The sequence below is a fragment of the Pseudomonas sp. NPDC089395 genome (genome assembly GCF_044749525.1).
Lineage (GTDB): Bacteria > Pseudomonadota > Gammaproteobacteria > Pseudomonadales > Pseudomonadaceae > Aquipseudomonas.
The window spans coordinates 320,639-345,611 of the sequence record NZ_JBIVID010000002.1; the positions used below are offsets into that span (position 1 = coordinate 320,639).

35 protein-coding genes and 2 pseudogenes are annotated in these 24,973 nt (G+C 55.2%); 18 read left to right on the plus strand and 19 right to left on the minus strand.

The annotated features are described in order from the left end of the window. Nucleotides 1–74 precede the first annotated feature (74 nt). Together ACIPZG_RS06425 and ACIPZG_RS06430 are read left to right on the plus strand one after the other, a co-directional pair. Nucleotides 75–1,022 carry an AraC family transcriptional regulator N-terminal domain-containing protein gene (locus tag ACIPZG_RS06425; RefSeq protein ID WP_400711252.1) on the plus strand — a complete coding sequence of 316 codons (948 nt, stop codon included), beginning with the start codon at nucleotides 75–77 and terminating at the stop codon, nucleotides 1,020–1,022. A 245-nt stretch (nucleotides 1,023–1,267) separates the two neighbouring features. Then, entirely contained in the window at nucleotides 1,268–1,609 is a 342-nt protein-coding gene (locus tag ACIPZG_RS06430; RefSeq protein WP_400711255.1) for a cyclophilin-like fold protein, read from the plus strand. A 33-nt stretch (nucleotides 1,610–1,642) separates the two neighbouring features. Here the strand turns inward: ACIPZG_RS06430 and ACIPZG_RS06435 are convergent, their stop codons facing one another. Then, nucleotides 1,643–2,533 (minus strand): LysR family transcriptional regulator, encoded by an 891-nt coding sequence (locus tag ACIPZG_RS06435; protein WP_400712198.1) that lies wholly within the window; start codon nucleotides 2,531–2,533, stop codon nucleotides 1,643–1,645. 103 nt (nucleotides 2,534–2,636) lie between these two features. On the opposite strand from ACIPZG_RS06435, the gene ACIPZG_RS06440 reads away from it, so the two are divergent. The 3 genes from ACIPZG_RS06440 to ACIPZG_RS06450 all read left to right on the plus strand — a co-directional run bounded on the left by ACIPZG_RS06440 (nucleotide 2,637) and on the right by ACIPZG_RS06450 (nucleotide 4,392). After that, entirely contained in the window at nucleotides 2,637–3,080 is a 444-nt protein-coding gene (locus ACIPZG_RS06440) for a cupin domain-containing protein (RefSeq protein ID WP_176511273.1), read from the plus strand. Between the two features lie 171 nt (nucleotides 3,081–3,251). Next, nucleotides 3,252–3,626: a cupin domain-containing protein gene (locus ACIPZG_RS06445; RefSeq protein ID WP_236193401.1), complete on the plus strand. Its 375-nt coding sequence runs from the start codon at nucleotides 3,252–3,254 to the stop codon at nucleotides 3,624–3,626. Further along, nucleotides 3,595–4,392 (plus strand): carboxymuconolactone decarboxylase family protein, encoded by a 798-nt coding sequence (locus ACIPZG_RS06450; RefSeq protein WP_176511275.1) that lies wholly within the window; start codon nucleotides 3,595–3,597, stop codon nucleotides 4,390–4,392. The genes ACIPZG_RS06445 and ACIPZG_RS06450 overlap by 32 nt, the downstream gene beginning before the upstream one ends. 337 nt (nucleotides 4,393–4,729) lie before the next feature. Here the strand turns inward: ACIPZG_RS06450 and ACIPZG_RS06455 are convergent, their stop codons facing one another. From ACIPZG_RS06455 to ACIPZG_RS06480, 6 genes are all read right to left on the minus strand, one after another. Then, nucleotides 4,730–4,897 carry a hypothetical protein gene (locus ACIPZG_RS06455; RefSeq protein WP_400711259.1) on the minus strand — a complete coding sequence of 56 codons (168 nt, stop codon included), beginning with the start codon at nucleotides 4,895–4,897 and terminating at the stop codon, nucleotides 4,730–4,732. Nucleotides 4,898–5,100: 203 nt separating this feature from the next. Beyond that, a complete protein-coding gene (gene umuC / locus ACIPZG_RS06460; RefSeq protein ID WP_400711262.1) occupies nucleotides 5,101–6,381 on the minus strand; it encodes a translesion error-prone DNA polymerase V subunit UmuC in 1,281 nt (426 codons plus the stop codon). Next, a complete protein-coding gene (locus ACIPZG_RS06465) occupies nucleotides 6,368–6,796 on the minus strand; it encodes a LexA family transcriptional regulator (RefSeq protein ID WP_317658341.1) in 429 nt (142 codons plus the stop codon). Before ACIPZG_RS06465 ends, umuC begins: the two co-directional genes overlap by 14 nt. A 169-nt stretch (nucleotides 6,797–6,965) precedes the next feature. Then, entirely contained in the window at nucleotides 6,966–7,238 is a 273-nt protein-coding gene (locus tag ACIPZG_RS06470; RefSeq protein WP_317658342.1) for a PepSY domain-containing protein, read from the minus strand. 122 nt (nucleotides 7,239–7,360) lie between these two features. Further along, the gene (locus ACIPZG_RS06475; RefSeq protein WP_400711266.1) at nucleotides 7,361–7,591 is read right to left on the minus strand and encodes a hypothetical protein; all 231 of its coding nucleotides are present in this window, start codon (nucleotides 7,589–7,591) and stop codon (nucleotides 7,361–7,363) included. A gap of 99 nt (nucleotides 7,592–7,690) precedes the next feature. After that, a complete protein-coding gene (locus ACIPZG_RS06480) occupies nucleotides 7,691–8,158 on the minus strand; it encodes an NUDIX hydrolase (protein ID WP_400711269.1) in 468 nt (155 codons plus the stop codon). A 467-nt stretch (nucleotides 8,159–8,625) separates the two neighbouring features. Between ACIPZG_RS06480 and ACIPZG_RS06485 the strand changes: the two genes are divergently transcribed. After that, a complete protein-coding gene (locus ACIPZG_RS06485; protein ID WP_400711272.1) occupies nucleotides 8,626–8,862 on the plus strand; it encodes a hypothetical protein in 237 nt (78 codons plus the stop codon). A 36-nt stretch (nucleotides 8,863–8,898) separates the two neighbouring features. Here ACIPZG_RS06485 and ACIPZG_RS06490 read toward each other — a convergent pair whose 3' ends face one another. Then, nucleotides 8,899–9,189: a hypothetical protein gene (locus tag ACIPZG_RS06490; RefSeq protein WP_400711275.1), complete on the minus strand. Its 291-nt coding sequence runs from the start codon at nucleotides 9,187–9,189 to the stop codon at nucleotides 8,899–8,901. Nucleotides 9,190–9,461: 272 nt separating this feature from the next. On the opposite strand from ACIPZG_RS06490, the gene ACIPZG_RS06495 reads away from it, so the two are divergent. From ACIPZG_RS06495 to ACIPZG_RS06510, 4 genes are all read left to right on the plus strand, one after another. Further along, nucleotides 9,462–10,277, plus strand: a complete 816-nt coding sequence (locus ACIPZG_RS06495; protein WP_400711278.1) for an alpha/beta fold hydrolase — start codon at nucleotides 9,462–9,464, stop codon at nucleotides 10,275–10,277. Further along, nucleotides 10,267–11,454: an ATP-binding protein gene (locus ACIPZG_RS06500; protein ID WP_400711281.1), complete on the plus strand. Its 1,188-nt coding sequence runs from the start codon at nucleotides 10,267–10,269 to the stop codon at nucleotides 11,452–11,454. Before ACIPZG_RS06495 ends, ACIPZG_RS06500 begins: the two co-directional genes overlap by 11 nt. A 160-nt stretch (nucleotides 11,455–11,614) precedes the next feature. Next, the gene (locus ACIPZG_RS06505; RefSeq protein ID WP_400711283.1) at nucleotides 11,615–12,370 is read left to right on the plus strand and encodes a hypothetical protein; all 756 of its coding nucleotides are present in this window, start codon (nucleotides 11,615–11,617) and stop codon (nucleotides 12,368–12,370) included. Further along, the gene (locus ACIPZG_RS06510; RefSeq protein ID WP_400711286.1) at nucleotides 12,309–12,563 is read left to right on the plus strand and encodes an acyloxyacyl hydrolase; all 255 of its coding nucleotides are present in this window, start codon (nucleotides 12,309–12,311) and stop codon (nucleotides 12,561–12,563) included. Before ACIPZG_RS06505 ends, ACIPZG_RS06510 begins: the two co-directional genes overlap by 62 nt. A gap of 26 nt (nucleotides 12,564–12,589) precedes the next feature. Here ACIPZG_RS06510 and ACIPZG_RS06515 read toward each other — a convergent pair whose 3' ends face one another. After that, nucleotides 12,590–13,354, minus strand: a complete 765-nt coding sequence (locus tag ACIPZG_RS06515) for a DUF72 domain-containing protein (protein WP_400711289.1) — start codon at nucleotides 13,352–13,354, stop codon at nucleotides 12,590–12,592. Nucleotides 13,355–13,559: 205 nt separating this feature from the next. Here ACIPZG_RS06515 and ACIPZG_RS06520 point away from each other — a divergent pair, with 205 nt between their 5' ends. Beyond that, a complete protein-coding gene (locus ACIPZG_RS06520) occupies nucleotides 13,560–13,718 on the plus strand; it encodes a hypothetical protein (RefSeq protein ID WP_400711292.1) in 159 nt (52 codons plus the stop codon). Between the two features lie 69 nt (nucleotides 13,719–13,787). On the opposite strand, the gene ACIPZG_RS06525 is transcribed toward ACIPZG_RS06520, so the two are convergent. Next, on the minus strand, nucleotides 13,788–14,177 hold the full coding sequence (locus ACIPZG_RS06525) for an NUDIX hydrolase (RefSeq protein WP_400711295.1): 390 nt from the start codon (nucleotides 14,175–14,177) through the stop codon (nucleotides 13,788–13,790). Between the two features lie 217 nt (nucleotides 14,178–14,394). Between ACIPZG_RS06525 and ACIPZG_RS06530 the strand changes: the two genes are divergently transcribed. Then, complete coding sequence (locus ACIPZG_RS06530) at nucleotides 14,395–14,778, plus strand: NUDIX domain-containing protein (RefSeq protein ID WP_400711298.1); 384 nt, start codon at nucleotides 14,395–14,397, stop codon at nucleotides 14,776–14,778. Between the two features lie 458 nt (nucleotides 14,779–15,236). On the opposite strand, the gene ACIPZG_RS06535 is transcribed toward ACIPZG_RS06530, so the two are convergent. Then, complete coding sequence (locus ACIPZG_RS06535; RefSeq protein ID WP_400711300.1) at nucleotides 15,237–16,784, minus strand: histidine kinase dimerization/phosphoacceptor domain -containing protein; 1,548 nt, start codon at nucleotides 16,782–16,784, stop codon at nucleotides 15,237–15,239. Between the two features lie 185 nt (nucleotides 16,785–16,969). On the opposite strand from ACIPZG_RS06535, the gene ACIPZG_RS06540 reads away from it, so the two are divergent. Beyond that, nucleotides 16,970–17,350: a response regulator gene (locus tag ACIPZG_RS06540; protein ID WP_400711303.1), complete on the plus strand. Its 381-nt coding sequence runs from the start codon at nucleotides 16,970–16,972 to the stop codon at nucleotides 17,348–17,350. Nucleotides 17,351–17,365: 15 nt separating this feature from the next. Here ACIPZG_RS06540 and ACIPZG_RS06545 read toward each other — a convergent pair whose 3' ends face one another. Next, complete coding sequence (locus ACIPZG_RS06545) at nucleotides 17,366–18,700, minus strand: cation:proton antiporter (RefSeq protein ID WP_400711306.1); 1,335 nt, start codon at nucleotides 18,698–18,700, stop codon at nucleotides 17,366–17,368. A gap of 164 nt (nucleotides 18,701–18,864) precedes the next feature. Here ACIPZG_RS06545 and ACIPZG_RS06550 point away from each other — a divergent pair. Further along, a pseudogene (locus tag ACIPZG_RS06550) lies at nucleotides 18,865–19,281 on the plus strand (low affinity iron permease family protein). Here the strand turns inward: ACIPZG_RS06550 and ACIPZG_RS06555 are convergent. The 5 genes from ACIPZG_RS06555 to ACIPZG_RS06575 form a co-directional block, all read right to left on the minus strand. Further along, the gene (locus ACIPZG_RS06555) at nucleotides 19,278–19,715 is read right to left on the minus strand and encodes a response regulator (RefSeq protein WP_317658352.1); all 438 of its coding nucleotides are present in this window, start codon (nucleotides 19,713–19,715) and stop codon (nucleotides 19,278–19,280) included. The pseudogene ACIPZG_RS06550 and the gene ACIPZG_RS06555 sit on opposite strands and share 4 nt — an antisense overlap. 83 nt (nucleotides 19,716–19,798) lie before the next feature. Continuing rightward, a complete protein-coding gene (locus tag ACIPZG_RS06560) occupies nucleotides 19,799–20,233 on the minus strand; it encodes a DNA methylase (protein ID WP_400711309.1) in 435 nt (144 codons plus the stop codon). After that, on the minus strand, nucleotides 20,230–20,454 hold the full coding sequence (locus ACIPZG_RS06565; RefSeq protein WP_133973325.1) for a DUF2188 domain-containing protein: 225 nt from the start codon (nucleotides 20,452–20,454) through the stop codon (nucleotides 20,230–20,232). The genes ACIPZG_RS06560 and ACIPZG_RS06565 overlap by 4 nt, the downstream gene beginning before the upstream one ends. 17 nt (nucleotides 20,455–20,471) lie before the next feature. Further along, on the minus strand, nucleotides 20,472–20,675 hold the full coding sequence (locus ACIPZG_RS06570) for a hypothetical protein (protein WP_264317317.1): 204 nt from the start codon (nucleotides 20,673–20,675) through the stop codon (nucleotides 20,472–20,474). A gap of 1 nt (nucleotide 20,676) precedes the next feature. Further along, nucleotides 20,677–20,961: a DUF6555 family protein gene (locus ACIPZG_RS06575; RefSeq protein WP_317658354.1), complete on the minus strand. Its 285-nt coding sequence runs from the start codon at nucleotides 20,959–20,961 to the stop codon at nucleotides 20,677–20,679. 198 nt (nucleotides 20,962–21,159) lie between these two features. Between ACIPZG_RS06575 and ACIPZG_RS06580 the strand changes: the two are divergent. Continuing rightward, a pseudogene (locus ACIPZG_RS06580) lies at nucleotides 21,160–21,424 on the plus strand (short-chain dehydrogenase); the annotation flags it as partial. 323 nt (nucleotides 21,425–21,747) lie between these two features. Next, nucleotides 21,748–22,287 (plus strand): type 1 glutamine amidotransferase domain-containing protein, encoded by a 540-nt coding sequence (locus tag ACIPZG_RS06585; RefSeq protein WP_317663592.1) that lies wholly within the window; start codon nucleotides 21,748–21,750, stop codon nucleotides 22,285–22,287. Nucleotides 22,288–22,345: 58 nt separating this feature from the next. On the opposite strand, the gene ACIPZG_RS06590 is transcribed toward ACIPZG_RS06585, so the two are convergent. Then, a complete protein-coding gene (locus tag ACIPZG_RS06590; protein ID WP_400711314.1) occupies nucleotides 22,346–22,870 on the minus strand; it encodes a hypothetical protein in 525 nt (174 codons plus the stop codon). Between the two features lie 195 nt (nucleotides 22,871–23,065). On the opposite strand from ACIPZG_RS06590, the gene ACIPZG_RS06595 reads away from it, so the two are divergent. Further along, nucleotides 23,066–23,923, plus strand: a complete 858-nt coding sequence (locus ACIPZG_RS06595) for an SDR family oxidoreductase (RefSeq protein WP_400711317.1) — start codon at nucleotides 23,066–23,068, stop codon at nucleotides 23,921–23,923. Between the two features lie 51 nt (nucleotides 23,924–23,974). On the opposite strand, the gene ACIPZG_RS06600 is transcribed toward ACIPZG_RS06595, so the two are convergent. Further along, nucleotides 23,975–24,136, minus strand: coding sequence for a hypothetical protein (locus ACIPZG_RS06600; protein WP_400711320.1), 162 nt, complete (start codon nucleotides 24,134–24,136; stop codon nucleotides 23,975–23,977). Between the two features lie 197 nt (nucleotides 24,137–24,333). Here ACIPZG_RS06600 and ACIPZG_RS06605 point away from each other — a divergent pair, with 197 nt between their 5' ends. After that, complete coding sequence (locus ACIPZG_RS06605) at nucleotides 24,334–24,837, plus strand: CinA family protein (protein ID WP_317658361.1); 504 nt, start codon at nucleotides 24,334–24,336, stop codon at nucleotides 24,835–24,837. Nucleotides 24,838–24,973 lie beyond the last annotated feature (136 nt).

Below are 24,973 nucleotides of genomic sequence, written 5' to 3' on the forward strand. Positions count from 1 at the left end.
CCGACCGGAGCAGGCATGGACAGCGGAAGCAGCGCACGAGTAGTGTTTTGCTACGAGATGATCGGAAGTTCCCTATGCTCCCCAATACACAACCGCGCTCACTCGCGAACCCAATGGCCAAGCTGTGCAAGGTCATCGGCGCCCACGCGCCTGCTGCTGGAGATTTTGCGACGAGCATTGCAGACCTCAGCGTCTATCGACGTAACGCCCCGGCACCACCAGTTACCTGCATCGTTGAGCCAAGCATCGTTTTGGTGGTTCAGGGTGCCAAGGAAATGGTTATTGGCAGCGACGTGTTCCCCTACGACACGACTCGATTTTTGGTCACCTCACTGAACATTCCAGCCAACTCAGCGGTAACCATGGCCAGCGATTCAGCGCCCTGTCTCGGCATGGTGTTTAAGCTCGATCTGCGCACGCTGGCAGAATTGATCGCACAAGATGGGCGCCTTGTGGGGAGCGGTAAGTCCGTTCACACCAGCGCTGGTGTGGGTCAGCTGAGTCCGAAGCTACTGGAAAGCTTTACCCGTCTCGTTGAGCTCCTAGAAGAGCCCGACGCAATACCCGTGCTGTGGCCGCTGATTCAGCGAGAGATTCACTATCGGCTCCTGCTGAGCGATCAGGCTCCTCTCCTCCGTTACATCGCTTCCGTGGGTAGCAAAGGGCATCGAATCGCCAAAGCCATCGACTGGATGAAGGTGAACTATGCGGCGCCGCTGCGGGTGGACGAGTTGGCTTCTCAGGTACAGATGGGCCTCTCGACATTCCATCAGCATTTCCGCCAGCTCACCGCAATGAGTCCATTGCAGTACCAGAAATGGTTGAGGTTGAACGAGGCAAAACGCTTGATGCTCAACGAACACCTCGATGCAGCGACCGCCGCATTCAAGGTCGGCTACGAAAGTCCATCGCAGTTTAGCCGTGAGTACGGGCGCCAGTTCGGCACACCTCCAAAACGCGATATTGCGGAGCTGCGTTTAGGTGCGGAAAGACCATCTGTCTCCACGCTCAACGTACCCTGATCTTCAGCCTTTAAGAAGTCGCCCGACCCAGGATGCAAGGAGATGCAATGAGAAGGAGCACACTCCACAAGCCTTTACTTCTAGTAACCGAAAAGGCCGCGCCTTATCGATGGTCTGGTCTGCAGCACCTTGCTTGGGTGAGTGGGCTAATGGCACTTGGTTTAGCTCACACAATTTCTGCCAGCGCATCTGACCCTCAAACGGCGAAGTCTGGCGAAGCGAAACCACAACAGGAGATACCCTACATGCAGATGTCAGTAGGCGAGCGGCAATACAAAATCAGGCTGGCTGACACTGAGGCCGCTCGTGTCTTCTCCTCGTTGACACCGCTGACGCTCGAAGTGGCCGACCTCAACAGTAACGAAAAGTATGTCGATCTCGCGGCGCCACTGCCCAAGGATGCGAGCGCTCCAGGAACAATCAAGGCTGGGGACGTCATGCTGTATGGATCGAAGACCTTGGTGGTCTTCTACAAGACATTCAATACACCCTACTCATACACCCGTATCGGAAACATTGAAAACCTCGACGGCCTGATGCAGATGCTTGGCAGTGACGATATCCGAGTCGAATTTTCCCAGCACTGAAAGCCGGCGGGAAATCCGACATCCCTCAAGCGCCTATTCGCTTCGGAGTGCTTCAAGAACAACCCTGAAAGCAGCGGTTTGCTGTCGGCGCGTGGGGTAGTAAAGATGATAACCAGGGAAGGGTTCTGACCACTCCGCCAATACCTCTTCAAGGGCACCGCTGTCGATATGCTCCTGAGCGTGTAGATCGGTCACCTGGGCCAAACCCACTCCTGCCAGACAGGCATCCAGTATCTGCAACGAACTATTCATGATCAGCGGCCCTTGCACCCGGACGCGGAACTCGCTGCCATCATGGGTGAACTCCCAAGGATAAAGGCCGCCGTGCGTAGGCAAGCGCAGATTGATGCACCTGTGGGCCATCAACTCCTCGGGTTGGCGGGGCACTCCATACCGCATCACGTAGGCGGGTGAGGCTACGGTAACCATCCGCATGGGCGGCCCAATGGGCACAGCCACCATGTCTGCATCGATGATGCCTCCCAAACGTACACCCGCATCGAAACGCTCGGCAACGATGTCAGTCAGGCCGTAATCGGTCATCAATTCAATCGTGACATCTGGGTAGGACTCGATCACCGGCTTCAATTTCGGCCATAGAACATGGCGGGCGGCGAATTCATCGGCTGTGATCCGCACCGTCCCTGAGGGGTGTTGCCCAAATTCGGTCAGGGCACCAAGGTGACCATCGATTTGATCCAATAGCGGCGCGATATCATGAAGCAGTTTTTCCCCTGCCTCCGTCCGCGTGACGCTCCTGGTGGTGCGGGTGAGGAGCCGAACACCGAGACGCTCCTCAAGGCCCCTTACTGTCTGGCTGACGGCTGAAGGTGACACACCCAATCGTGCCGCTGCCCGGGTGAAATTACTTTCCCTGGCGACAGCCACAAAGACCACCAGATCACTCAGATTGTCTGCTTTCATTGTTAAGCCCAGCTTCAAACCGAATTCTTGATTTTGCTAATACTCGAATTAAAGCGCGGTCGCTACAGTTGTCTCAATTACATTTTTGAGAGGCTGAAACACCATGGCGGACAACAACCTTTCCAGCGTGGCCATGCAAATCCACCGTGCCGGCTCGGCCAATGCGATCCCGGGGCCTGCTGAATGGTTCACGGGGCGAGTACGCATCGACCGCGCTTTCACAGCCCCTGCCCCCGCTAGAGTTGGCGTTGCGGTGGTCAACTTCGAGCCAGGTGCTCGTACCCACTGGCACACTCATCCTCTGGGCCAAGCCTTGCTAGTGACCGATGGGGTCGGCTGGACGCAATGTGAAGATGGCCCGAAGACCGAGATCCGCGCAGGTGATCTGATCTGGTGCAACTGCGGACGCCGGCACTGGCATGGCGCGACCGATACTACGGCTATGCAGCATGTCGCGATCAATGAGTATATGGATGGCAAGGCCGTCGATTGGCTGGAGCCAGTGACTGACGTTGTCTACCTGAGTGGCCCGCTGGAAAAAGGCTGAGCTGAGGTCACGTGCTACCCAAGATCTCTGACCATGAGGGTTTTCAACATGAATGCTCACCCCATTACAGCTGCGATATGCCTCTCTGCTTTGCAACTCGCATCGAGCGAAGCAGCTGAAAATGCCTCACCCCGCCAACAGGAAATAACCAGAGCGGGTAAACAGGCCTCTATGGTTGGCCCCTCTCAATTCTTCACCGGTGACGTGCGGATTGATCCGGTGTGGCCTGCGGACTCGGGGATTAGCGCCTCGGGAAGCTTCGTGACATTCGAGCCGGGGGCACGTTCTGCATGGCATACCCATCCTGCTGGCCAGCAGCTGGTGGTCACTTCGGGGGTAGGCCTGACTCAACAATGGGGCGGCCTTATCCAGGAGGTTCGTCCTGGGGATGTCGTGTGGTGCCCTCCAGGCATTAAGCATTGGCATGGAGCTGCCCCCACAACGAGCATGACGCACCTTGCTGTTACAGCGACAGCTGAAGGCAAAAATGTCCACTGGTTGGAGAAAGTGACCGATGAACAATACAGCGGGCCGCGTGCTAAGTAAGTGGATCAATGCCGGGATAGCAACCACAATCATGATTGGACTAGGCGCTACGGAGATGGCCTCGTCTGATCCCTTCGGAACGGGCAATGTCATGAGCCACCCCATTTCATCCCAATCAAATTCCAAGTCGCTGAGCGAGCAACAACAAGCGGTTGTCGTCGTAGCCGCGCTTGCTGCCATTGGTGACTTGCCCCGCTTGAACACTGCTCTGGATCAGGCCTTGGATTTGAAACTAACGGTCAGCGAACTGCGTGAGGTGCTTGTACAACTCTACGCCTATGCCGGCTTCCCCCGATCTCTGAACGCGCTGACGGAGCTGATGCAGGTGCTGGAATCACGCAAACAGCGCGGCATCTTTGACGATCCAGGTCGCGAACCTAGCCGTCCAATACCTCAAGGTGACGCCCTGCTGGCCGCAGGTACCGTTAACCAGACAAAGTTGTCGGGTTCACCGGTTGAGGGGCCCCTGTTCGATTTTGCCCCGATAGCTAACCAATACCTCCGCACTCACCTGTTTGGTGACATATTCGAACGAGATACCTTGGATTGGAAGACGCGTGAGCTGGCCACAGTGGGAATGCTTTCCGCGCTTGCGGGGGTAGAGCCACAGCTTCAGGCACACATGCGAATCAGCACAAATACAGGAGTCACGACTCCGCAGCTACGCCATCTCTGTCAAACCTTGAGTCACCGTGTGGACACTCAGACCGGTGATCGAGCTGCAAATGCTCTAGAAAAACACGTGGCAAGCACTGCCAAGGGATGATTAGCCGTGGACAGATGATCATCTGTGGCACGCTCTGGGTAATCAAAAGTGCCCTCCAGCTGAATCTCTTCACTCAGTTTCTGCAGATGAAGGTGATGCTCGCGAGCAACGCTATCAAGCGTTTCCTGATTCAGAAATGCAGGGCGTTGCCGAACCATCTTGTGATCAAAGGCCCGAGCCGGCACTTTTTCTGGGGCTGCCCGAGTACCACGAGTCATCTTGTTCGACTAATGGTTAAACAGCTGGTGTCAGTGATGAGTTTTTAGGTAGCAGAGCGCAACTTTTGCACCTTGCATGTTGGTGACCGATCTCGGAAGGCCGGTTGCTAATGGCCTTTCTATGTGGGGCCGAGGGCTCGGATCTGATAGTCGGTAACGGTCTGAAAGCGATGCTCAGCCAACAGCCTGAGGCGCTCCAGCTCAGCTCCAACCACCCCTTGAGCCTGGGCCTGATGGTACAGCGTCAGGGCTTCCACGGCCTCCGGATACAGGGGGTGGTCAGGCATGAGCACCTTGATCAGATCTCGTTTTACGAACCAAACGGTGGTTGCTAGCCCTTCGCCTCGATAGTGTTCACGGCTTTTTCACATGCAGTATGGGAGCGTTAGCTATCCCTACGTGTGATAGAAGCTCCTTTGCCCGCCCCCAGCGGGCTTTCTTTTGCCCGCAAACTCTCTTCAGCACGTATGAAGAGCGCACCCATGCCCCCCTATTTGCAGTAGACAGTCCAAAGCTCGTCGACCCGCGTCGTGAAGCTCTGGCTCATCATCTCCCGCCGCATTCCCCAGGTTGGATCAACAGGCACACTGGCCAGACGCATCGTCCCCCTACCCCACCTGCCATTAACCGCATCGAGCACACCCATCAACTTCTCGCTCGCCACTGGCTGAGCAGCTGCGAACAGGTCGCCAGTGATTTCGTTCGGCTGGCTGAGGTCGAGCAGCAGTACTTCAGCCTTGCTATAGCGGAAGCCCTCCCGATAAACCCGCTCCACCCCCTCCTGCGCAGCTTTTGTTAGCAAACGGGAGTCGTCAGTCGGGTACGGAAGTTCGACCAAGACACCATTGGCGTACTTGGCCTCATCCGGATTGAACATCCCGGTGCGGATGCTCACGCGTAGACGTTTGCAGAGTGACTGCTGGGCTCGAAGTTTCTCAGCAGCCCTGGACGTGTAGGTGGCCACCGCCTCCTTGATTGGGGCCAGCTCAGTGAGCCGGGTACCGAACATGCGGCTGCAGCAAATTTCCTTCTTAGGTGGATCAGGGTCATCCAGCTCCAGGCAGGTGGTGCCGCCAAGCTCGCGCACGGTTTTTTCCAGCACAACGCTGAACTGCTTTCGGAGCGACCAAGCATCGGCGTGTGCCAGCTCCCATGCGGTACGAATATCGATAGCCGCTAGGTGGGCGGAGAGGCGACGACCAATGCCCCAAACATCCCCCGCATCGCATTTCTTGAGCACCCAGTTGCGCTTCACCTCATCGCGCAGGTCTACGACGCCACCGGTATGGCTCTGCCATTTTTTGGCAGCATGATTGGCTAGCTTGGCGAGGGTCTTCGTTGACGCGATGCCGACGCCGACTGGGATGCCGGTTTTCCGATAAACCTCCGCGCGAATTTTCCGGCCTAATCGCTCCAGGTCACCCGGCATGCCAGTGAGCTCAGCGAAGGCTTCGTCAATGCTGTATACCTCTGCAACCGGTACCATTGATTCAATGACCGTCATGACTCGCTCGGACATGTCACCATAGAGCTCGTAGTTCGACGAGCAAGCCACTATGCCGTGCTTGCGAAGTTTGTCTTTGATCTGGAAGTACGGCTCACCCATCTTCACGAAAGGCTTGGCATCAGCCGAGCGAGCGATCACACAGCCATCGTTGTTGCTCAACACGACGACGGGTTTGTTGCGAATGTCGAGGCGGAATACCCGCTCGCAGCTGGCGTAGAAACTGTTGCAGTCGATGAGGGCGAATACCCGCTCAGGCTTTATCATGACTGCGCACACTGAAAGTCACGACACCCCACACTTGGAGTTCTTCCCCTTCGAGCAGGTACCTTGATGGATATCGTGGGTTCTCCGATTTGAGCACCACTTGGCTGCCATCACGAGCCAGGCGCTTGCAGAGTGGTTCGCAGTTGACCGCCGCGATGACAATGTGGCCTGGCTCAGCCTCGATGGAGCGATCCACGATCACGAGGTCGCCAGGGTAGATGCCGGCACCGATCATCGAGTCGCCCTCTACACGCACCAGGTAAATGTGCGGAGCGCGGACGTCGAGTAGCTCATCAAGGGAAATGCGCTTTTCGAGGTGGTCGGCTGCAGGCGAAGGAAAACCTGCCGGGACATGGAAGGAAAAGAGTGGGAGCTTCGCTCCGGTTGGTTCGAGTGGGCCGAGTATGGTGACCATGCCTAAAACGCCTGCACTGTATATTTGTACAGTTAAGCGCTTTGCAAGCGTCCGGTCAATCTGGATAAGCAATGACGAGATGGCCGGGGATTCGACGGAAGGTGGACTGGTAGCCGAAAAAAGCCCGTGCATCAGGCACGGGCCGCTCAGAGAGCAACACCAGCCCTAATCAGTTATCCAGTTCGTCTTTGATGATCTTCCCGTCGTGCGGATCAACTTGGAATTCATACCGCTTGCCATCAGCCTTGATGCCCTCACCTTCCCAATGACCATCGTCGGCTTCGATCTTGGTGATCTGGGTGTAACCTGCGCCTTTCAAGGTGGCCTCAGCCTGATCCTTGTTTACCTTCCAGTCAGCACCAGGCGTATCTGCCCAAGCGGAAGAAGCTCCCATAGCACCAACCAATGCAAGGCCGGTGAACAGTCGAGTCATTGCTTTCATCGCTAACATCCTTTTTGCTGTGAATGTGAACATGCGACCTGCCTCTAGCGATCCGGGTTCAGTCGAAGAGTTCGTGCAGGAATTGCATCGGCACCCAGCCCGACTGAAGTGAGCAATCAGCATTACGCGGCGGAAACCTCTATCTGAGACAATCCAAGCAACTCGGCTTGAGCTAGGATGTCGTCCGGCGATGAATCAGCTGCAGGCAGTACAAGGCTGTTTTCACTATCCCCGAAGTGCAACACGATTAGGTGCATTGCAGCCTCATGACGTCTGAGCTTGTCCTGCTCCAGCTCCAGTCGGTAACTTTTCGGCTCTTCAGCCAAGCGATATTGAATGTTGTAAGTGGCCATGCTCACCTCAAGGTTTACGGGACTACTAAACCTGACCATCAGGACAACAATCTGTTCCTATGAGGATTGGGCCGCTGGGTTAATACCTGGTCATGCCTGCTACTCGACGATTTGCTGATCGAATGGGGCAAGCGACGAGAGATCCCTCGAAAGCAGCGCAGCTGCTGTGGGCTGAAGAATGGTTGGGTTCAGCTGAGCCCATGCTACCCACCTGCAGGCCTCGATCCGCTTCCCTAAGACAACCCTGCAGCCATCAGGTATCTCAGTGGAAAAGAGGTGGTGGAGGATTTTCCCCACCTGGACGGTGCCAGTACCGTGCAGACCGGAGCAATGCAGCGATAGCTCACTCCAAAGCTCGCGCGCAGCTGCAACGATTGGCTCCTCACCTGCAGCGAGTGCCCCACTCGGAAACTTCCACTTGGCGCCCTTTCTGCGCACAAGCAGAACTTTGTCGTTGTGGGTACAGATAATAGTGGCTTTGGCTCTGACTGGACGATGCTTGGATACGCTCATGCAAATCGCACCTCGATAGCGCGCGACATCCTGAACGCTGATGTGACCTTCCATACGATGGATGACCTGACGGATTGAAGTACAGTTCCGACCAGCATTTTGACGGTTCGAATCACTACCTGCTTTGGAATGTCCCGAAACGTTTGAAAGCTCCGGAGCAGAAGGGACGAGCTAGACTTGCCGTATGGAGATGTGACGAGGGGCCAAGGATGCGACATTCAGGAGCAGTATTTTAAGCTTGGGCAGATCCTGCATTTCAACACCATTCGCATCTGGAGTCCCTAACTGACGCAGCTTGGCCAGGCATCCAGGTTCGGTTATCTCGCACTGGCGATACTCAATTGTTTATCGGCATCTACGAGCAATCCGGCCTAGCACGTGTTGAGGAAGCCTATGCAAAGCGGCCAGGTGAGACAGTAACTCGAGCAATGGCGTGGGGCGCTCGCAGAGGTCGGGCACTCGCTAAAATAGGCTCTAAAAGCAGCAAAGCAGGCACTGTCTAGGTCGACGGAGGGAATCCCATGATTGATCCGATCATTCAGCTAGACGCAGAGTTAGAGTGGCTGGGTCAGATCGCCGACGAGCTCGAACGCCAGGTAGCTATCTGCCCTGTTACTCGGCCATTGCTGATCGCGTGGCTAACGGAGTGGGCACCAGGCCCTGACGGACAGGCAGAATTGAAGCGTAAGCTGCCTGACCTTCCCCAAGCGTTGAAGTCGGCGTATGCAGCGTGGATTCATCACAGTGGAGGTCGCTGACTTCTGCCAGAGACCCCCAATCCGTTGCCAAGGCCTCTACGCTACATGCTTCTCGGCAGGACACTGCTCGGTCGCCAAGCATCTTGCGCGACCTACCCCCCATGCCAACGCGCGTGTCATCGACTCTCCCGGGCGAGAGTCGTAAGCCTCTTCGTGAAGAGTCAGTCCTGAGCCGGCATAGACGCCAATGAACAACTGCGTATGGCCCGTCCGCGACAGCCGCACCTGGATGTCCATGCTTGTGCCGTCGTCCAAAGTTTCATCATGAGTTCTATGGTGGAGCGATGGATCAGCCCATTTCCAAAACACATCACCGCGAATCCGCATGCCGCCCTCCTACGACTTTAGTCTTATATGTGGGGTGCCTCTACCATAGCGCAGCGAAGCGGAAACAACAGCCCCGCCGAGCGGATAATGGCTCATCAATATGACGAAATGTGAGTTATGGTGAAACGGGATAGGCGAGCGGCTATCACCTACAGCGCCTTTCTCTCCGGGCAGAATGCCAGCATCGGAATGCAAATCTTGCCCTTCGATTGCCTCAGCGGCACTATCCATTCCTACAGCCAAACCCGCTTGGCTGAACGGAGAGGTGATGCATGGACATTCAGCGCCGGAACAACGTCAGAGTCCATGGCGAAGGCACTTCGACTCTGGTCTTCTCTCATGGCTTCGGCTGCGATCAGACCATGTGGCATTACCTGTTCAAACACTTCACCAACCGCTTTCGCGTGGTGTTGTATGACTTGGTCGGCGCAGGCAGATCGGATCTGGATGCGTATGAAAGCGGAAAGTACAGCTCACTGACCGGTTATGCTCGAGACCTGAATGAAGTCATCGATCACTTTGGGCACGGCCCCGTGATCGTTGTCGGCCATTCGGTGAGTGCGATGATCGGAGCACTGGCCGACCGTCTTTTCCCAAATCGCATAGCCGCTCATATCATGGTTGGGCCCTCTCCATGCTATATCGATTCTGATGGCTATGTGGGTGGGTTCAAGCTCGAAGACATTCAGTCGCTCCTCCACACCTTGGACAGCAACTATCTGGGATGGTCGAGCGCGATGGCCCCTGCAATCATGGGTTCGCCAGGGCAGCCAGCACTGGGCGATGAACTTACCAATAGTTTCTGCCGCACAGATCCGGAGATCGCGAAGCAATTCGCACGCGTGACCTTCTTATCCGATAATCGCGAAGACATCGCCGGCCTGGATACCCCGACGCTCATCCTGCAATCCACCAATGACCTGATTGCTCCGATGGAAGTGGGCCGGTACATGCATGCAACCTTGCCCTACAGTGTTCTTCATCTCGTTGATAATGTGGGACATTGCCCGCACATGAGCGCTCCACAAGCGTGTGCCAAAGCAATGGACGATTTCCTTCAGCCTTGGGTAGGCGAAAATGTCGGTTGATCAGCCTTTACTGCCAGTGTTCGAAGATCTTTTCGATGGTGCCCCCTGTGGGCTTGTTGTCACCGACGAAGACGGCACGATCCTGCGCAGCAATCGGATTTTCAGCATCTGGATGGGCATCAGCCAGGGGGATCTTGCCCAGCGTCGATTTCAGGATCTCCTGACAATGGGCGGAAGGATCTTTCATCAGACCCATTGGGCGCCCCTCATGCGCATGCAGGGCTCCGTCGCGGAGGTGAAACTTGACCTCAAAAACGCCAGTGGGCAGACAGTCACGATGCTACTCAATGGCGTAAGGCGTGTTCATGCCGATGGCGTTTACTACGAAATGGCGTTGTTCGGGACTACTGATCGGGACAGGTATGAGCGCGAGATTGTGGAGGCACGCCAGCGTGCCGAACAGCTGTTATGGGAGAAAACCAACGCGGAAGCAGCGCTACAGCAGGCAAATTTGGAGCTAGATCTTGCGTATGAAAAATCCCAACAGCGCGCTTTATTTGCTGAGCAAATGGTAGCTATCGCAAGCCACGACCTCAAGAATCCTCTAACCGCGATCAAGATGGCTGGAGACCTGCTGGCACGAGGCGAATGCACACCAAGAGACAGAGAACTACTTCACCACATCAATCAGTCCTCCGAGCGTGCTCAGCGGATGATCGCAGATCTTTTGGACTTTGCCTTGGCCAGGGTAGGCCGTGGAATCGGCATCTCACGAAGTACGGCTGACCTGCACCTGGTCATTGAGAGAAGCGTAAGCGAGCTACGTATTGCCTTCCCGCAAGCAAGAATGATCCATACCCAGGTAGGCGCAGGTATGGCAGAGGTTGACGCTGACAGAATCCATCAGATCATTGGAAATCTGGTGGCTAACAGTGTGGCCTATGGGGATCTTGGACAGCCCATAACGGTCACATCTGCCCTCCAGGGAGAGATGGCCATCCTATCGGTTCATAACGAAGGTACAGCCATACCCGAATCTTCGCTGGGTAACCTCTTCGAGCCGATGACGAGAGTGAGCGAGTTGGACACCGATCTGAGAAGCGTAGGTCTCGGGCTCTTCATAGTACGAGAAATTGCTAAGGCTCATGGCGGCGATGTGGCCGTCGACTCTACAAAAGAAAGTGGCACATCATTTTGCGTAAGCTTCCCCCGAACCGGTGGTGTTCAGCCTCAATAAAAACCTGGCCTACCTAAGGGCTGCGTCAGCGTTTGACGGCACGGAAGAATTGTCTGTCAGGTCATCCGAGATCGCCGAAGGCAGATATTAGCTAAGCTTACCCATGACACAGTGAGCTTCATTACAGTCGTTAACCGTTCACCTAAGAAAGGTAGTTTGCATGGGTTCTATTTGGGTAGCCATTGCCATCTTCATATGTTTGCTTTCAGCATCCTTAGTGATGATGCACCTCTACCCCAAGCTGGCCGCCCGCCATCGAGATGAAGATACAAATACAGTGGTTCGTCTTGTAGCGAATATTTTTGTGGTAATGACGTCACTTGTGTTCGGCCTGATGATTAATTCAGCCAAGAACACATTCGAAGCGATAGATGCAAACGTGCACACCTATGCAACGAGCCTGATAATTCTAGACCGCTCACTTAGCACATACGGACAGGCCGCCAAAGAGTCTCGTATGCGTTTGCAAGTATATGTTGAAGAAGCCATTGCCAATCCCTATCGTGGGGATCAAGCGCTGCTTCATCAAAAAAGCACCGCTGCCAAATACCTGGACTCTGTGGGTACGGCGCTGAATATGATTACGCCTATTGACCGCTTCCACGAATCCATGATGGTTGATATACGTCAACAGTATCATGGGATTATTGAACAGCGCTGGAAGATCGTGGAACAGTCTGAAGGCTCCATTCCAGGCCCTCTCATAGGAATGCTGGTGGCTTGGATGACACTCATATTTGCCAGCCTGGGGTACCGGGCCCCTAAGAACCCGATGGTCATCACTATGTTTATGGCGTCGTCGTTTCTCATTGCCGCCTCAGTTTACCTAGTTCTTGATATGAATGTTCCTTTTCATGGGCCGATTCAGGTCTCAGACGCGCCTTTACGTCGAGCGCTCGCCGAGATGCAGTTGTAAATCCGCGCACTCCACTACCAGCTATTCTAAGCGGCTTTCATCGTTCAACTTCGAGGATCGCATTGGAGTTGGCCTGAAGATCGGCGAGGGACAGCGTGTGGAAATTCGGGCAATCCACTATTCCAACGCTGGTATCAAACAGCCAAACGAGGGCATTGAGTCCTATGCACTCTTCTATAGCCATCAGATCTAAGTTTTGAACAGGCGCACCTTATCGTCTTAGTCACTCATAGGGCCTACCTCAATGTGATGCGGAGCAAATTGAGTTCGCTGCATGAGGTAGCTCTGCATAGCTAAGGCGTTCTCGAGCGCAGCGCCTGACGCGGTGTTGTCGAATATGCACCAGACGGGCACGTTTTTGGTGATGCTGACCTCGAGCTGTGCTGCCAGACGTTGAAGATACTCTTCGGAATAGGCGCTGTAATAAATGCGGGGCACGCCATGCAACCGCCAATAAACCAGCCCTGGCCAGCCACCCGGCAGCGCATCGACTTCGAAACGTGACGGGCTAGCGGCTACCTGGGCTATTTGAAATTCCAAAAGCATGGAATGTGCTGCCCGCCAAGATGAATGCCTGGGCTCAATTGCCACAGGCCCTGGATAGCGTATACGCAGGGATACAAAAAAATGCTGGGCGACTTTTTCGTCGTATTCCAGCGATGGGGGCAACTGCACCAGCAGGCAACCGAGGCGAGCTTGTAGCTGGCCGCATTGTTCAAGGAACGCATCCAACAGTGCTTCACATCCGCTCAAACGACATTCGTGTGTGATGGCCTGCGGCAGTTTGACCGCAAATCTGAACCCCTCGGGCACCGAAGCAGCCCAGCGAGCATATGTCTGAGGCCGATGTGGTCGATAGAATGAACTGTTGATTTCTACCGCGCCAAAGCGGACGGCATAACGCTGCAACTGGCTGCCGAGGTGCGGAAAGTCTTGGACGTAGGGGCGTGGCACGCTCCAGCCAGCGCAGCCGAGGTACATCATTGCGTTTCTCCTGTCGCACCTAGCACTCTGGTTTAGGTCAGCCGGAAGATATCGAATCGGTCTTAAACCCTTCGAGAAAGCGTCTTGAGGGAAGGTTCCAGTTGGGCACGGCCACCAATAAGCGAACTCGGATGAACTTCGCGCTAAGGTCAGTTGCCTCTGCTTGTATCGGGCACCCTTGCCTGACCGACAGGAGGAAACACCCATGACATTCGGTCGCCCTCTTCTGCTGAGTATCAGCCTTCTGCTCCTGCAGGGTTGTTTTGATGAGCCTAAGCATGTCGATGAAGACACCAACCGCAGCAAAGCTTCGCTGCAAATGCAGAAGCCAGACGTAGATACCCATGACGAAAAAGCTGAATGATATTTCGTGACACGAGGAGACTCCAGCCCAGTCGACTCTCTGGCCGAGGGTAAGCAGACCTTGCTCTGATCACGCGCAGCGCTTGAGGATAGTTTTGATCGGACGCCGCACCCGGCGCTTTGAAACATCTCGGGCCTTGATCCAACGGCAAGACTCGATCTCGTTTCGGGGGCGCGGCTTGTCGTAGGCCTTGCGAGCTTCGAACAGGTAGTGGATGACCTTGTCTTCCCGGTACATCGTCAGGTAGCGAAGCTCATCGAACGCGAGGCCAGTTTCCTCGACCATCTCGCGCATTGCCGCTTCGAGCGGCGTCTCGTCACGCTCAACGCGTCCCCCTGGCAAGTTCCACTTGGCGTTGCGTTTGCGAACAAACAATACCTCACCGTCTTTGCGGTAGATCACCGTTGCACGCAATTTGATGCCTTTGCGTTTGGCTGTAGCAGTGTCCATTGCCTTCATGCGCTGCCCTTTTGTAATTGGCTGGCCTAGATCCGGCAGATTCCTTTCCGAGATTAGATCGTCCTTGTGTCGGTTAGATGACCAGCATAACGATGGCAACGTTCAGTTATCGGCGCCGAATCGTGTAATACCCTGCTCGCGTAGGTCGAACGCCTTTCGACGCCTCAATTGAACTTCATCAGATCATGAGAGCCTTCCGTCAAAGGGAGGACACGTGATGAATCCATCGAGAGAGCTTCATTCCACCGTCATCTGCCTGCAGGCTGGCAAGGTATTGCTTGTGCGAAAGGAGGCCCCAGAGTGGTCTCTCCCTGGCGGCAAAATTGATCCAGGCGAAACTCAACTTGACGCGGCACGTCGTGAGCTACAGGAAGAAACCAGTCTGGAACTCACTGACCCTCAGTTCCTGGGGCATCACGTTCTGCTATCTGAAGAGCATTGGCTGTATCGGATGGCCTTAGCTGATCCTACGATACCCCGGCCTTCGCACGAAATAGTCGAGTGTCGCTGGTTCGCGCCCCATGAGATCTCCCGCATTTTGATAAAACCTACGAACATAGAACTGCTCAGGCGGGAGGGATTTATTGCCGCCAACAGATAGTTTCCCGAATTAGTAGCATTGCCAAAATGAGGGTTCCACCTGCTTTACCGGAACAACGACTCGCCCATTCTCAATAAGAACAGGTTTGAGCGCTGGTCGGGCGAGCCAAAGACTTCGCTGAGCCTATGATTCCGGGCGAGTCGAGCTGTCTCAGGGAGACAGCAAAATGGGCAACAAAGGTTTGCCTCTCGCTCGCAGCCTCCAACCGATAAACATTAGCGTAAATGAAAAAATCGTTAGGATGAGGCTTATCCCTAAGCGATCATGTAGTCCTAAAGCCATAACGACTATCAGGGCTAACGCTCCGAAAAGCCCAGCACAGCCCAAAGCAGTCATAAGCCACCCCAAGGTTCGCATCCCAACTCCTCAATGTTGATACTCGAGATCAATTCGACTTGATACGAGACCATACGCATTTGGCAAAGTGCCATCGGCGCGTAGACACGCCCCTCTCGCGTCTAGAGCTTAAATCGGACATGGATGCAGCTTTTACTATCTTGGCGATCAACCACTACTGCCGCGCTGCCGTAACCGGAATAGCTTTTAACCAATCGCATGCCAAGCCCAGTTCCTGTCGGCTTAGGATAATGATCAGGAAAGCCGTCTCCCTCATCCCTGACGGTAAGCTGAGCATGATCGCCGACATGCTTGACGATCACGTCGATGGAGCCTTTACCGTACTTAAGGGAGTTGGTGATTAACTCGGAGATCACTAACCCCAAAGGCGCCATTCTTTCTGGTGGCAGGACGAAGTCGTCAGCCTCCAATTGAATTTGTCGGTCGGCCAAGGCCTTGCCCAGATCACCCAACAGAGCATTCAGGTAAGCGCGAGCGCAAACCTCTTGGTCTTCGGCGGCCTGATAAAGCCGCTCGTGAACACTGGCAATGGTCACAACGCGTCCTGCGGCAGTTTCAAGCTGTAACTTCACTGCCGTATCTGGCGTGAGATTGGCCTGAAGTAACAGCAGTGTATTTACCAGGTGAAGGCTATTTTTGACGCGATGGTGGATTTCTTCGAGATATAAGTCGCTCCGGCTTTGCTTTGTGTTCTGTGCATCGATGAGGGAAAGCAGTTGAGCTTCGTACTGGTGCCGCTCAGTGATATCCCGCGATACAGCTATGATCCGTTCCACCTGGCCATCTGAGCCCATGATCGGTGCGACAGTCACGTCCCACCATTTGGGTTCATCGGGAGCGATTGGGCAGTACGATTCGAACCTCATGGTTTCGCCAGCGCTAACTTTAGCTACCGCCTCCCAAACAAGGGATCGCGACTCCTCAGGCCACAAGTCATACCATCGCTGACCTTTAACACTGGTCAGTTGGGTATTCAGGAATGTCAGCCCGGCTTCATTCATGAACTCGATCTCACCGCTCGGGGCCAGGATGTCCACCCAATCAGGGCTTGCGTTCAGAATCGTCTCGGAATAAGGGTCGGGAACTGGAACATCCACGCCTGAAGATATTCTTTCGACAGCCATGGAAATGACGTTCGAGATGCCTTCCAGAAATACCAGATCGCTCTCTACAAAATCGTCCCCGTTGCTGCTGTCGGCTTCCAGTACACCAAACGGACTCAGCACACCCCGGATCGGGACATTGATGGCCCGTTCGATTCCATATTTTTTCAGCAGCTCCGGCGTACGGAAGCGGTTTTCCATACCCAAATGATTAGAGAGTACAGGCCTGTAGGTGGCCAATGCATAGCCAGCGGGACTAGCCACATCGCCGCCCACGGTTGCCTGCCCGATGTCAGAAGCATCCCAGCCAACGCCGTGGGTCAGAACAAACCCTTCCCCGTCCTCTGCTGGCTGGAGCACCTTGGAAAAACGAGTGCTCATCCCTTCAGCGACTACTTCACATGCACGGGTCAGCAACAGATCCAAGTCCGCAGCCTTCAGGGACTCTACGCCAAACTCGACCACGAGCTCATGTTGGCGGTGCAAGCGCGCATGAGTTTTCTTCAAGGCCGCTCGGATTGTTTCGTCCACTGGTAGTTGCTGCATACTCTTCCCTTCCGGGTTAACGGGAAACGCCCAGAATCCTTTTAGGGCGTACAAAGGCGGTTCGCTTACCGCTTTCCTACCATAGCCGCTAATCCATGACGGCGCCTAGCGCACCACTCATCGCCCCGGAGCAACGGCGTAGAGGCCCAGAGCCCTAATGCATATGACCCGCGAGCAAACCCTAGATGCCGAAAACCATCCTCATTGTGGAAGACGACGATCTCCTAAGAGACCTAACTGCCGAGAGCCTCTCGTCACTCTACGCCGTTGCTATGACGTGCTGCGCAAATGCTGACGAGGCGTTGCATTACCTTTGCACTAAAGAAGTCCCTAGCTTGGTGATGACCGATGTCCATATGCCTGGAAGCATGGACGGTTTGGGCCTGGCACATGAAATTTGGCGTCGGTGGCCTACCCTGCCAGTGATTCTGACTTCGGGCGACGCCGTAATCGACACCGGTTTGCTGCCTGCTCGGACAGCATTTCTCCCCAAACCCTGGGAGATTTCTGATCTCGCCTTGCTGATCAACAAATTAGTAACGCTCCCGCCGCAAGTAGAAGCTTGATTCAAAGAACACTGCTTACTCCTTCCATGCCTCGTATTTGGCAAGCAGCGGTTGAACGCTCAATCCATGTAGCAGAATGCTCAACGCCACCACCGACAAAACCAGGCTGATGCTCTGTGCGGCCAAGGTGGGAAGCAGCCCATGATTGAGGGCATAGAACAGGTAGTAGAAGCTGCCGATACCTCGGATGCCAAACCAACCCAAAAGCCCGCGCTGTCGGATATCCAGCATTTCCCGAGCCGGGAAAAGCAGAATGCTTACGGGCCGAATGACAAAGAACAAAGCGCCCGCAACCGGCACTGCCCGCCAGTCCCAATGTTCAATAAGCACTACCCCGAGCATGGTGACGAGAAACACTTCCAGTGCCCGTTCGATCAAGCTGCCGAATGCCAACATGTCCCCCAACATGATCCCCGCTGCCACCTGCGAATCATCGAGCCCTTCCACATCACCTTTGACAGCCAGCTCCGGCGCGACATGCTGGTGTCCTACCACAGGCTGTACCAGATGTTCTGCAGCTGGATCCTCGGGACTATTTGAAGTCTGAACCTCCGCCTGGCGCAAACCGAGGCCCGCAGCGAACACTGCGAGAAACCCATAAGCCTGAATAGCCTCGGCGCTCACATAAGCAAGCGCGATCAGGGCAAGGGCGAGATAGTCGTTGGGCGACACGGTGCTGTCATCGTTGCGCAACCGCAAGAAAAGCGTGAACTTGCCCAAGCCGCGCCCCATCCAGTAACCCAGCAGCAGACCTGCAGTGACTGCCCACAGCATGTCCTTGAGCAACCAGTCTGAGAACCAGGCTTGGCCGGTATCCTGTTGCAGGAACAGGCCGAGGATGACGAAGGGAAAAGCCACTCCATCGTTGAGCCCTGCCTCACCGGACAGGCTGAAACGGACGGGATCATCGTCTTGGGCATCAACCACCTGCACCAGGGTTGCCAGCACAGGGTCTGTGGGTGCGAGGATAGCTCCAATCAGAACAGATACTCCCCACCCCACGCTCAGGCCGTAATGCAACACCAGCGCTACACCACCGATGCAGAGCAACATGACCGGCCCCGCCAGATAGAAAGCGCTCAACCAACTGCGATTGTGTAAGGGCAAGCGCAACTTCAGGCCACTGAAGAACAACGAAAACAACACCGCGACTTCGGTGAGGTGCTCCATCCAGCCACTCGACTTGCTCAAGTCGAGCTGTAGGAAACCCAGGCCCGCTGTTCCCAGAGCCATACCTAAGCCAAGGCACACAACGGACGTTGTAACTGGGATCCAGCGCAGGTATGAGGATGAAAGCGAGAGCAACAGAAGCACTGCACCCAGCATGGCGAACCAGACGATGAAGGTCATCTGCGCGGAAGCCTTGGGAGAATTTTCGGTTACGTTTTGACTTTCTGGCTTAACACGTCGTTCCGCTGCGCTTACTAAAGTCGCCAATCATTGCCGCGAAATGTAAAAAAAGATTTCGAATTTCCTCTGCGATCAAACCCATACATCGCAGTGGAGAAATCGTCATGAAATTCGCCCGGTTCTGCCAATCGCTCGCTAACCACGCCGGTAAACCCAGTACCTTCTTGATCGCCGTGGTACTGATTGCCATATGGGCTGCATCCTGGCCCTGTTTTCACTACAACGATACCTGGCAACTCATCGTTAATACGTCGACCACCATCATCACATTCCTGATGGTTTTCCTGATTCAGAATACCTAAAACCGAGACAACGACATCATTCACGTCAAGCTCGACGAGCTTATCCGTGCTACGAAATCAGCAGAGCAGTCGATGCTCGATCTTGAAGCGCTCGACAATCGAGAGATCCATAAACTTCGCAAGGAATATCAGGCGATGGGCAGTCACTGCGTGACGCCCCACCAAGTGCCTAGTGAACAGCGGGCGGACGATGCAGCTCGAGACAACCCGCAGCGCTAACGAGCGTTATGGTCGGACGATGCGGGCAGAACTCGAGGAACACTTGCAGAGCTGAGCGCCTGGTTAATAGCTTCAGCGAGCTCGTCAATTGACCATGGTTTGAACAGGTAAGTGACAGGTGGGGTGACCTGAGAAGCATCAAGCTGGTAACCAGAGGTCAGGATGGCGGGAAGTCCAGGCCACCTTTCGTGGGCCATGGAGATGAACTCCATGCCTTTGATACTTCCAGGAACACCGTGATCGACAACGATCAACGAACAGTCGCTCTTGAGCCCCATCAGGTGAATCAAGGCGTCTTCGGCGTTATCGAACGCATCGCAGGCAGCGCCCAACTCGATCAGGATTTCCACCAGCAGGGTTTGAAGCGTTGGATCATCTTCCACGACAACTACTGTCTTCCCTGACAGCGACAAACCCTCGATGTCGAGCTTCATCACCCTCTCCAGTCCACAGTTGAATCATCGAGTGTTTCACTCATCTGTCCACTCGTCGATGGAGGCTAAAGGCCACCTTCTGCTCAATGGCCTTCGAACATCGTTAAGTGGAATGGGCGTTCTCGCATGAATATCTCCAATGTCTTGGGGCCTATACCCTCGAAGCTCAATAGCCAGCGCTTGAAGCTTTCACCACCTGGGTCTTCCCGCAGCGCCTCAAGTTGAACTCCCAACTCCGCGTCTACCTTCTTGCCAAGGGCATGCAATCGTCGGGCAGTGGATTCATCGTATCGCGCATACCCAGCCTGCCCGAGCAGCCTCACAAGGGTCGCATGTGTAGCATGCGAAAGCTTTTGCGGCGTATCTAGCCCCTGCTCATCGACAAGTATCCGATACGCCCTCAGGGCGACCGAAGAACGTATGCGCTTGCCCACGAGAAAGCTGGCCAGCAACCATCTGAACACACCACCGACATTCGTAACCTCAATGCCGAGGTCACAGGCAGTTACGGTCTTCAACCTTTGCTACGGCGAGGGTCAGCTGAGCGTGGGTAGGTGCGTTCCTCTTCGAGCGTGCCGTCCGCTTTGTGTATCTTCACAGACGCTGTCTTGCCATCAAAGAAATCTGCAAGGGCACTGACCAGTTCCTGCTTCGTCGCAGCTCGTTTGGACGCCCGTTCGGCACCGGCTTTCTTCAGCTCCCAGCCATCCGATGTCGGGCTAAGGTGGTAGTTGTCCATCGTGTGCTCCTTCCGGCTTAAATGGATTGGCCGTCATCCTCGATGTCTTCATCTGCCTCAGCTGCATCCGTGGCATCAGCATCATTCAAAGGTGGCGACGTGGGCTTTTCCGGATCATTGATGAAGGGTACGTCGCTCGGCCCCTTCTCTTCAGAGCCTTCAGTTTTCGGCTGCATCACAACACCTCCTGAAAAATTGGTCGGCTGCAAAGCACCAAGCATCTTATGAAGCGCCTGAGAATTTGCCGATATCGATAGGTTGTGGAACAAACTCAGGGCCATTGCCGGCAGGTCGCCACTTCACGTTCGCGATGCCGTAGCGCTCTGCCATGGGACGACTGACCAGCTTGATCTTCTGCTGACTGAACCTTGGGATGATGCCAACGCCGGCATCGCAACTGGCCCAGTGCCAGGCCACGAGGTTGTCCATTTTTTCCAAGCGAATAATGAACGTTCGGCTCTCGCCATGGAGTGTGTAATCGATCACGAATAATTGCTGCCCCGCCACGTGCGTATCTCCCTTTGACCCATATTTACTGAGCGCGATGTACGCTTAAAAATTCAATTCAAAAGTCAGACGGCAGACCCTGCGCTCAAATACCGGCCACGCACCAACAGATTGGACTGAAGTCCATTGGTCATCCCTTAGGAACACATACTGCCTCGGCAACCTCCATGGCTATACCAGCATACGGAGGTCGTGGTCATGATTGATCCAACAACAGGCATGAAGGCGGGTGAGCGTTACTCCGTGGAGAACGTCGAACGCGCTCACCAGTTTCCAGGCTTCTTCCTCGATGGAAAATACTACCTCGGCCCCGAGTTACTCACAGCCGTTGGCTGGCTGGAGGGCAAGCGCTTCATTTACGACAACCTCGATGCTGCAGGCGAACCGGTTTTTCCAGGTCGCGCAGCGGGAGACATTGAAAACCTGACACTGACCTTGGTGGACGGCACAGCGTTGAAGCTGAACCAATTGGACGTCAGCGCCACGGCTGAGGAGGTTGAGCCCGTCGCTCAGGCCAATCCGGACACACCATTGAACCGCAGTTCCGACGCGCTGGGGTCCTCCGAGAATCTGTTCACGCCAACAGGTAGGTCAGGAAGCATGGAGGGCATCGGCCTAACCCCTAAAGACAAGATACCGCTGTTGCTGAGTGCGGCAGTCATCGGTTTGCTCGCGGGACTTCTCATCTCTCATGCCGAACGTCGACGCCGTTGAGGCGTCGCCTTTGAACTTCGCGCCTGGCCAAAGGCCTTCATTGTCAGGCTTATCGAAAATGGAGATTCAATGATGAATGCACAACTGAGTGGCAAACGCGTGGCCTTCTTGGTGACTGATGGTTTTGAGCAGATCGAGCTCACCGGGCCTCGTGAGGCTTTGCAGAAAGCTGGTGCCGAGATCGACATCCTCGCTGACAAGGAAGGTACGGTGCGTGGCTGGAATCACGACAAGCCTGCCGACGAATTTGCCGTTGATGCAACCTTCGAAAGTGCCCAACTCGATCTCTATGATGCTCTGGTGCTGCCAGGCGGCGTGCAGAACTCTGATACGATCCGCTTGATCCCCGGTGCCCAGAACCTAGTAAAGAGCCACGACGCGGCTGGCAAACCGCTGGCCGTCATCTGCCACGGAGGTTGGCTGCTGGTGTCCAGTGGCTTAGCCAAAGGTAAGCGCATGACCAGCTACAAGACATTGCAAGACGACATTCGCAATGCGGGTGGCAATTGGGTGGATGAGCAAGTTGTGGTGGACGGCAACCTAATCAGCAGCCGCCAGCCGGACGATATTCCTGCTTTCAACGAGCAGTTGATCAAAGCACTGGCAGGCTGAACCCAGCTTTCGGCTTCGCGCCCTTCGGTGATGCTTCAAGGCGCCTGGAGGGCGCGGGTCACGCCAGCTGGATGTAAACCGAATAGGTACCCAGCAAGACCCAGAAACCGAGAAAAATCCAGGGCGTGCGCAGGGAAAACAGCAGCGATTTGCGGTGCCCCGCCTGCGAGGTTTCCGCTTCGCAGAACAACGGCGATTCGTCATAGGCCAACCCCATCATGGGCTCATTGCGCAGTAAATGGCTTTGCTTCAGTTGCCAGTGCTCGATGATCCGGAACGCAGCGCGGATGCCTGGCCAGGCGTTCAGCGAACTCAGCACGCCGAGCAGTGCGAGAAACGCCGGCACCATCACGGTAAACATCTCGCCCCAGCTCTGATTCAGGTTGCCCATCGAAGAAACGAAAGCGATGACCAGGAACGACTGGGCAGCGAGATAGGCATCTGTACGATTGGCCAGGATGGTGGTCTCGTACTGAATTTCGCGTCGATAGAAATCCAGGCGCTCTTTTGGGGTACCGAACATCTTCGCATTCTGCTGATCGATCTCATGTTCGGGCGTGCTGGGGGTGATGATTCGAGGCACTTGACCCTCCGGTTAATGGTGGAGCCTCACACAGAAAGCGCGACACGGGTCAGCGGTAGAGCCGACCAATTCCCGATAATTCAATGGATATAGAAGGAGTGACCGCCCGTCGTTCAAACCCTGAACTCATCTCAACGTCGGCCCATAGCTCCGTTCGAAAGGTAACAAGCGTTCTCAACTGCAGGAGCCTTCCTCATGAGCGACTACCCTACTCCTCCATTTCCGTCTCAACCGCAAAGTGTTCCTGGTTCACAACGCAAGATGGAGCCCTATCCAGATTGTGGTGAGCAGTCGTACACCGGCCACAATCGACTCGAAGGCAAGATTGCACTTATCACCGGCGCAGACAGCGGTATCGGGCGAGCAGTAGCGATTGCTTACGCCCGTGAAGGCGCCGACGTGGCCATCGCTTACTTGGATGAACATGAAGACGCGCAAGAAACCGCGCGCTGGGTTGAGGCTGCTGGCCGGCAGTGCTTGCTACTGCCCGGCGACCTAGCGCAGAAACAGCACTGCTACGACATCGTCGACAAGACCGTGGCGCAGTTCGGTCGTATCGATATTCTGGTCAACAACGCCGCGTTCCAGATGGCTCATGAGAGTCTGGACGAGATTGACGATGATGAATGGGTAAAGACCTTCGATACTAACATCACCGCCATTTTCCGGATTTGCCAGCGCGCGTTGCCCTCGATGCCAAAAGGCGGATCGATCATCAACACCAGCTCGGTCAACTCCGACGATCCATCCCCCAGCCTGCTGGCCTACGCTGCGACCAAGGGCGCGATTGCCAACTTCACCGCTGGCTTGGCCCAACTGCTGGCAAAGAAAGGTATTCGGGTCAATAGCGTGGCCCCTGGCCCTATATGGACGCCCCTGATCCCGGCGACCATGCCCGATGAGGCCGTGAAGAACTTCGGTTCGGGCTACCCCATGGGTCGCCCGGGACAGCCCGTCGAGGTTGCACCGATCTACGTGCTGCTGGCTTCCGACGAGGCCAGCTATATCAGTGGGTCACGCTATGCCGTCACAGGTGGTAAACCGATCCTGTGAAGTAGCTGAAGCTCGCCAATCTGGTGAGCCTTCTATCCGGCCACTTGTACTTCAACGTTTGTGATGCCCATGGTCACGCGCAGTTTTCTGTGCTGTGGAATCATGAGAGGTACCGGTCGAGCCGTCAGGACGATGAGCATCATTGTCCCGCTCTTCCTCACCTTTTGACACTGGTTGTGAGCTCGGCTTCTCTGAATGCGCTTCTTTATTCATGCTGCCCTCCTACTCTTTTTCACTCAGTGGCAGTAGCACAGACACTCACGGTGCCCGCCCCTTCAAGTAAGGGAAGCCGAATCACCAAGTAAAGTTCAGGCTAGAATTGCAAAGCGGGATGGGCGGGCAGTCGCTGGGAGGAACCAATAGTCGCTGAGATCCGTCCACCGGAGACCTACAAGCGAGTCGAACTTCAAATGGCAACCGACCCCGTGTTGGCCGCGCTCGGCTACCTCAAAGACAACCAGTTGATCTTGACCACCGCAGAGTCATGCACGGCGGGTTGCATGGTGGCAATGTTGGCAGCTGTACCTGGCACGGGCGAAGTGCTGGAAAGCGGCTATGTTGTCTACTCCCCAAGCGCCAAGAAGCGCTTGCTGGGCGTCAGCGCGGAGACTATCGAGCGATACGGACTGACGAGCGAAGCCGTAGCGTGGGAAATGGCGTTGGGCGCCTTGAGGGACAGTGATGCTACCGTGGTCATCGCCACCACCGGCGTAGCTGGGCCGTCACCGGAATCAGGCATACCGCCAGGCACTATGTGTTTCGCCTGGGCGTTTGCTGGTGAACCGGTAGCCGTTTTCACCCGCACTCAGCGCTTCTTCGGCGAGCGCTCTGAGGTCATGCGGCAAGGCGCACTTTTCGGACTTACCCGACTTTCCCACTATCACCAGCGCTGGCTTCGCGGCGAGCGTGCCTGAAGGCATGTGCGTGTGCCGGATGCCCCGATATTGATTGCCAAAGATGCTCCGCTGCCAAACATCGTCGCCGTTGAACCGTGATACGTGGCCATGACTCAACCACAAGCAAGTTCTTTCATCTGTCCATGATGAGGTA

Coding starts and splice junctions, on each gene's coding strand:
- ACIPZG_RS06425 (WP_400711252.1), top strand. CDS start 75: ATGCTCCCCAATACACAACCGCGCTCACTCGCGAACCCAATGGCCAAG.
- ACIPZG_RS06430 (WP_400711255.1), top strand. CDS start 1,268: ATGCAGATGTCAGTAGGCGAGCGGCAATACAAAATCAGGCTGGCTGAC.
- ACIPZG_RS06435 (WP_400712198.1), bottom strand. CDS start 2,533: ATGAAAGCAGACAATCTGAGTGATCTGGTGGTCTTTGTGGCTGTCGCC.
- ACIPZG_RS06440 (WP_176511273.1), top strand. CDS start 2,637: ATGGCGGACAACAACCTTTCCAGCGTGGCCATGCAAATCCACCGTGCC.
- ACIPZG_RS06445 (WP_236193401.1), top strand. CDS start 3,252: ATGGTTGGCCCCTCTCAATTCTTCACCGGTGACGTGCGGATTGATCCG.
- ACIPZG_RS06450 (WP_176511275.1), top strand. CDS start 3,595: ATGAACAATACAGCGGGCCGCGTGCTAAGTAAGTGGATCAATGCCGGG.
- ACIPZG_RS06455 (WP_400711259.1), bottom strand. CDS start 4,897: ATGCCTGACCACCCCCTGTATCCGGAGGCCGTGGAAGCCCTGACGCTG.
- umuC (WP_400711262.1), bottom strand. CDS start 6,381: ATGATAAAGCCTGAGCGGGTATTCGCCCTCATCGACTGCAACAGTTTC.
- ACIPZG_RS06465 (WP_317658341.1), bottom strand. CDS start 6,796: ATGGTCACCATACTCGGCCCACTCGAACCAACCGGAGCGAAGCTCCCA.
- ACIPZG_RS06470 (WP_317658342.1), bottom strand. CDS start 7,238: ATGAAAGCAATGACTCGACTGTTCACCGGCCTTGCATTGGTTGGTGCT.
- ACIPZG_RS06475 (WP_400711266.1), bottom strand. CDS start 7,591: ATGGCCACTTACAACATTCAATATCGCTTGGCTGAAGAGCCGAAAAGT.
- ACIPZG_RS06480 (WP_400711269.1), bottom strand. CDS start 8,158: ATGGAAGGTCACATCAGCGTTCAGGATGTCGCGCGCTATCGAGGTGCG.
- ACIPZG_RS06485 (WP_400711272.1), top strand. CDS start 8,626: ATGATTGATCCGATCATTCAGCTAGACGCAGAGTTAGAGTGGCTGGGT.
- ACIPZG_RS06490 (WP_400711275.1), bottom strand. CDS start 9,189: ATGCGGATTCGCGGTGATGTGTTTTGGAAATGGGCTGATCCATCGCTC.
- ACIPZG_RS06495 (WP_400711278.1), top strand. CDS start 9,462: ATGGACATTCAGCGCCGGAACAACGTCAGAGTCCATGGCGAAGGCACT.
- ACIPZG_RS06500 (WP_400711281.1), top strand. CDS start 10,267: ATGTCGGTTGATCAGCCTTTACTGCCAGTGTTCGAAGATCTTTTCGAT.
- ACIPZG_RS06505 (WP_400711283.1), top strand. CDS start 11,615: ATGGGTTCTATTTGGGTAGCCATTGCCATCTTCATATGTTTGCTTTCA.
- ACIPZG_RS06510 (WP_400711286.1), top strand. CDS start 12,309: ATGGGCCGATTCAGGTCTCAGACGCGCCTTTACGTCGAGCGCTCGCCG.
- ACIPZG_RS06515 (WP_400711289.1), bottom strand. CDS start 13,354: ATGATGTACCTCGGCTGCGCTGGCTGGAGCGTGCCACGCCCCTACGTC.
- ACIPZG_RS06520 (WP_400711292.1), top strand. CDS start 13,560: ATGACATTCGGTCGCCCTCTTCTGCTGAGTATCAGCCTTCTGCTCCTG.
- ACIPZG_RS06525 (WP_400711295.1), bottom strand. CDS start 14,177: ATGAAGGCAATGGACACTGCTACAGCCAAACGCAAAGGCATCAAATTG.
- ACIPZG_RS06530 (WP_400711298.1), top strand. CDS start 14,395: ATGAATCCATCGAGAGAGCTTCATTCCACCGTCATCTGCCTGCAGGCT.
- ACIPZG_RS06535 (WP_400711300.1), bottom strand. CDS start 16,784: ATGCAGCAACTACCAGTGGACGAAACAATCCGAGCGGCCTTGAAGAAA.
- ACIPZG_RS06540 (WP_400711303.1), top strand. CDS start 16,970: ATGCCGAAAACCATCCTCATTGTGGAAGACGACGATCTCCTAAGAGAC.
- ACIPZG_RS06545 (WP_400711306.1), bottom strand. CDS start 18,700: ATGACCTTCATCGTCTGGTTCGCCATGCTGGGTGCAGTGCTTCTGTTG.
- ACIPZG_RS06555 (WP_317658352.1), bottom strand. CDS start 19,715: ATGAAGCTCGACATCGAGGGTTTGTCGCTGTCAGGGAAGACAGTAGTT.
- ACIPZG_RS06565 (WP_133973325.1), bottom strand. CDS start 20,454: ATGGACAACTACCACCTTAGCCCGACATCGGATGGCTGGGAGCTGAAG.
- ACIPZG_RS06570 (WP_264317317.1), bottom strand. CDS start 20,675: ATGCTTGGTGCTTTGCAGCCGACCAATTTTTCAGGAGGTGTTGTGATG.
- ACIPZG_RS06585 (WP_317663592.1), top strand. CDS start 21,748: ATGAATGCACAACTGAGTGGCAAACGCGTGGCCTTCTTGGTGACTGAT.
- ACIPZG_RS06595 (WP_400711317.1), top strand. CDS start 23,066: ATGAGCGACTACCCTACTCCTCCATTTCCGTCTCAACCGCAAAGTGTT.
- ACIPZG_RS06600 (WP_400711320.1), bottom strand. CDS start 24,136: ATGAATAAAGAAGCGCATTCAGAGAAGCCGAGCTCACAACCAGTGTCA.
- ACIPZG_RS06605 (WP_317658361.1), top strand. CDS start 24,334: ATGGCAACCGACCCCGTGTTGGCCGCGCTCGGCTACCTCAAAGACAAC.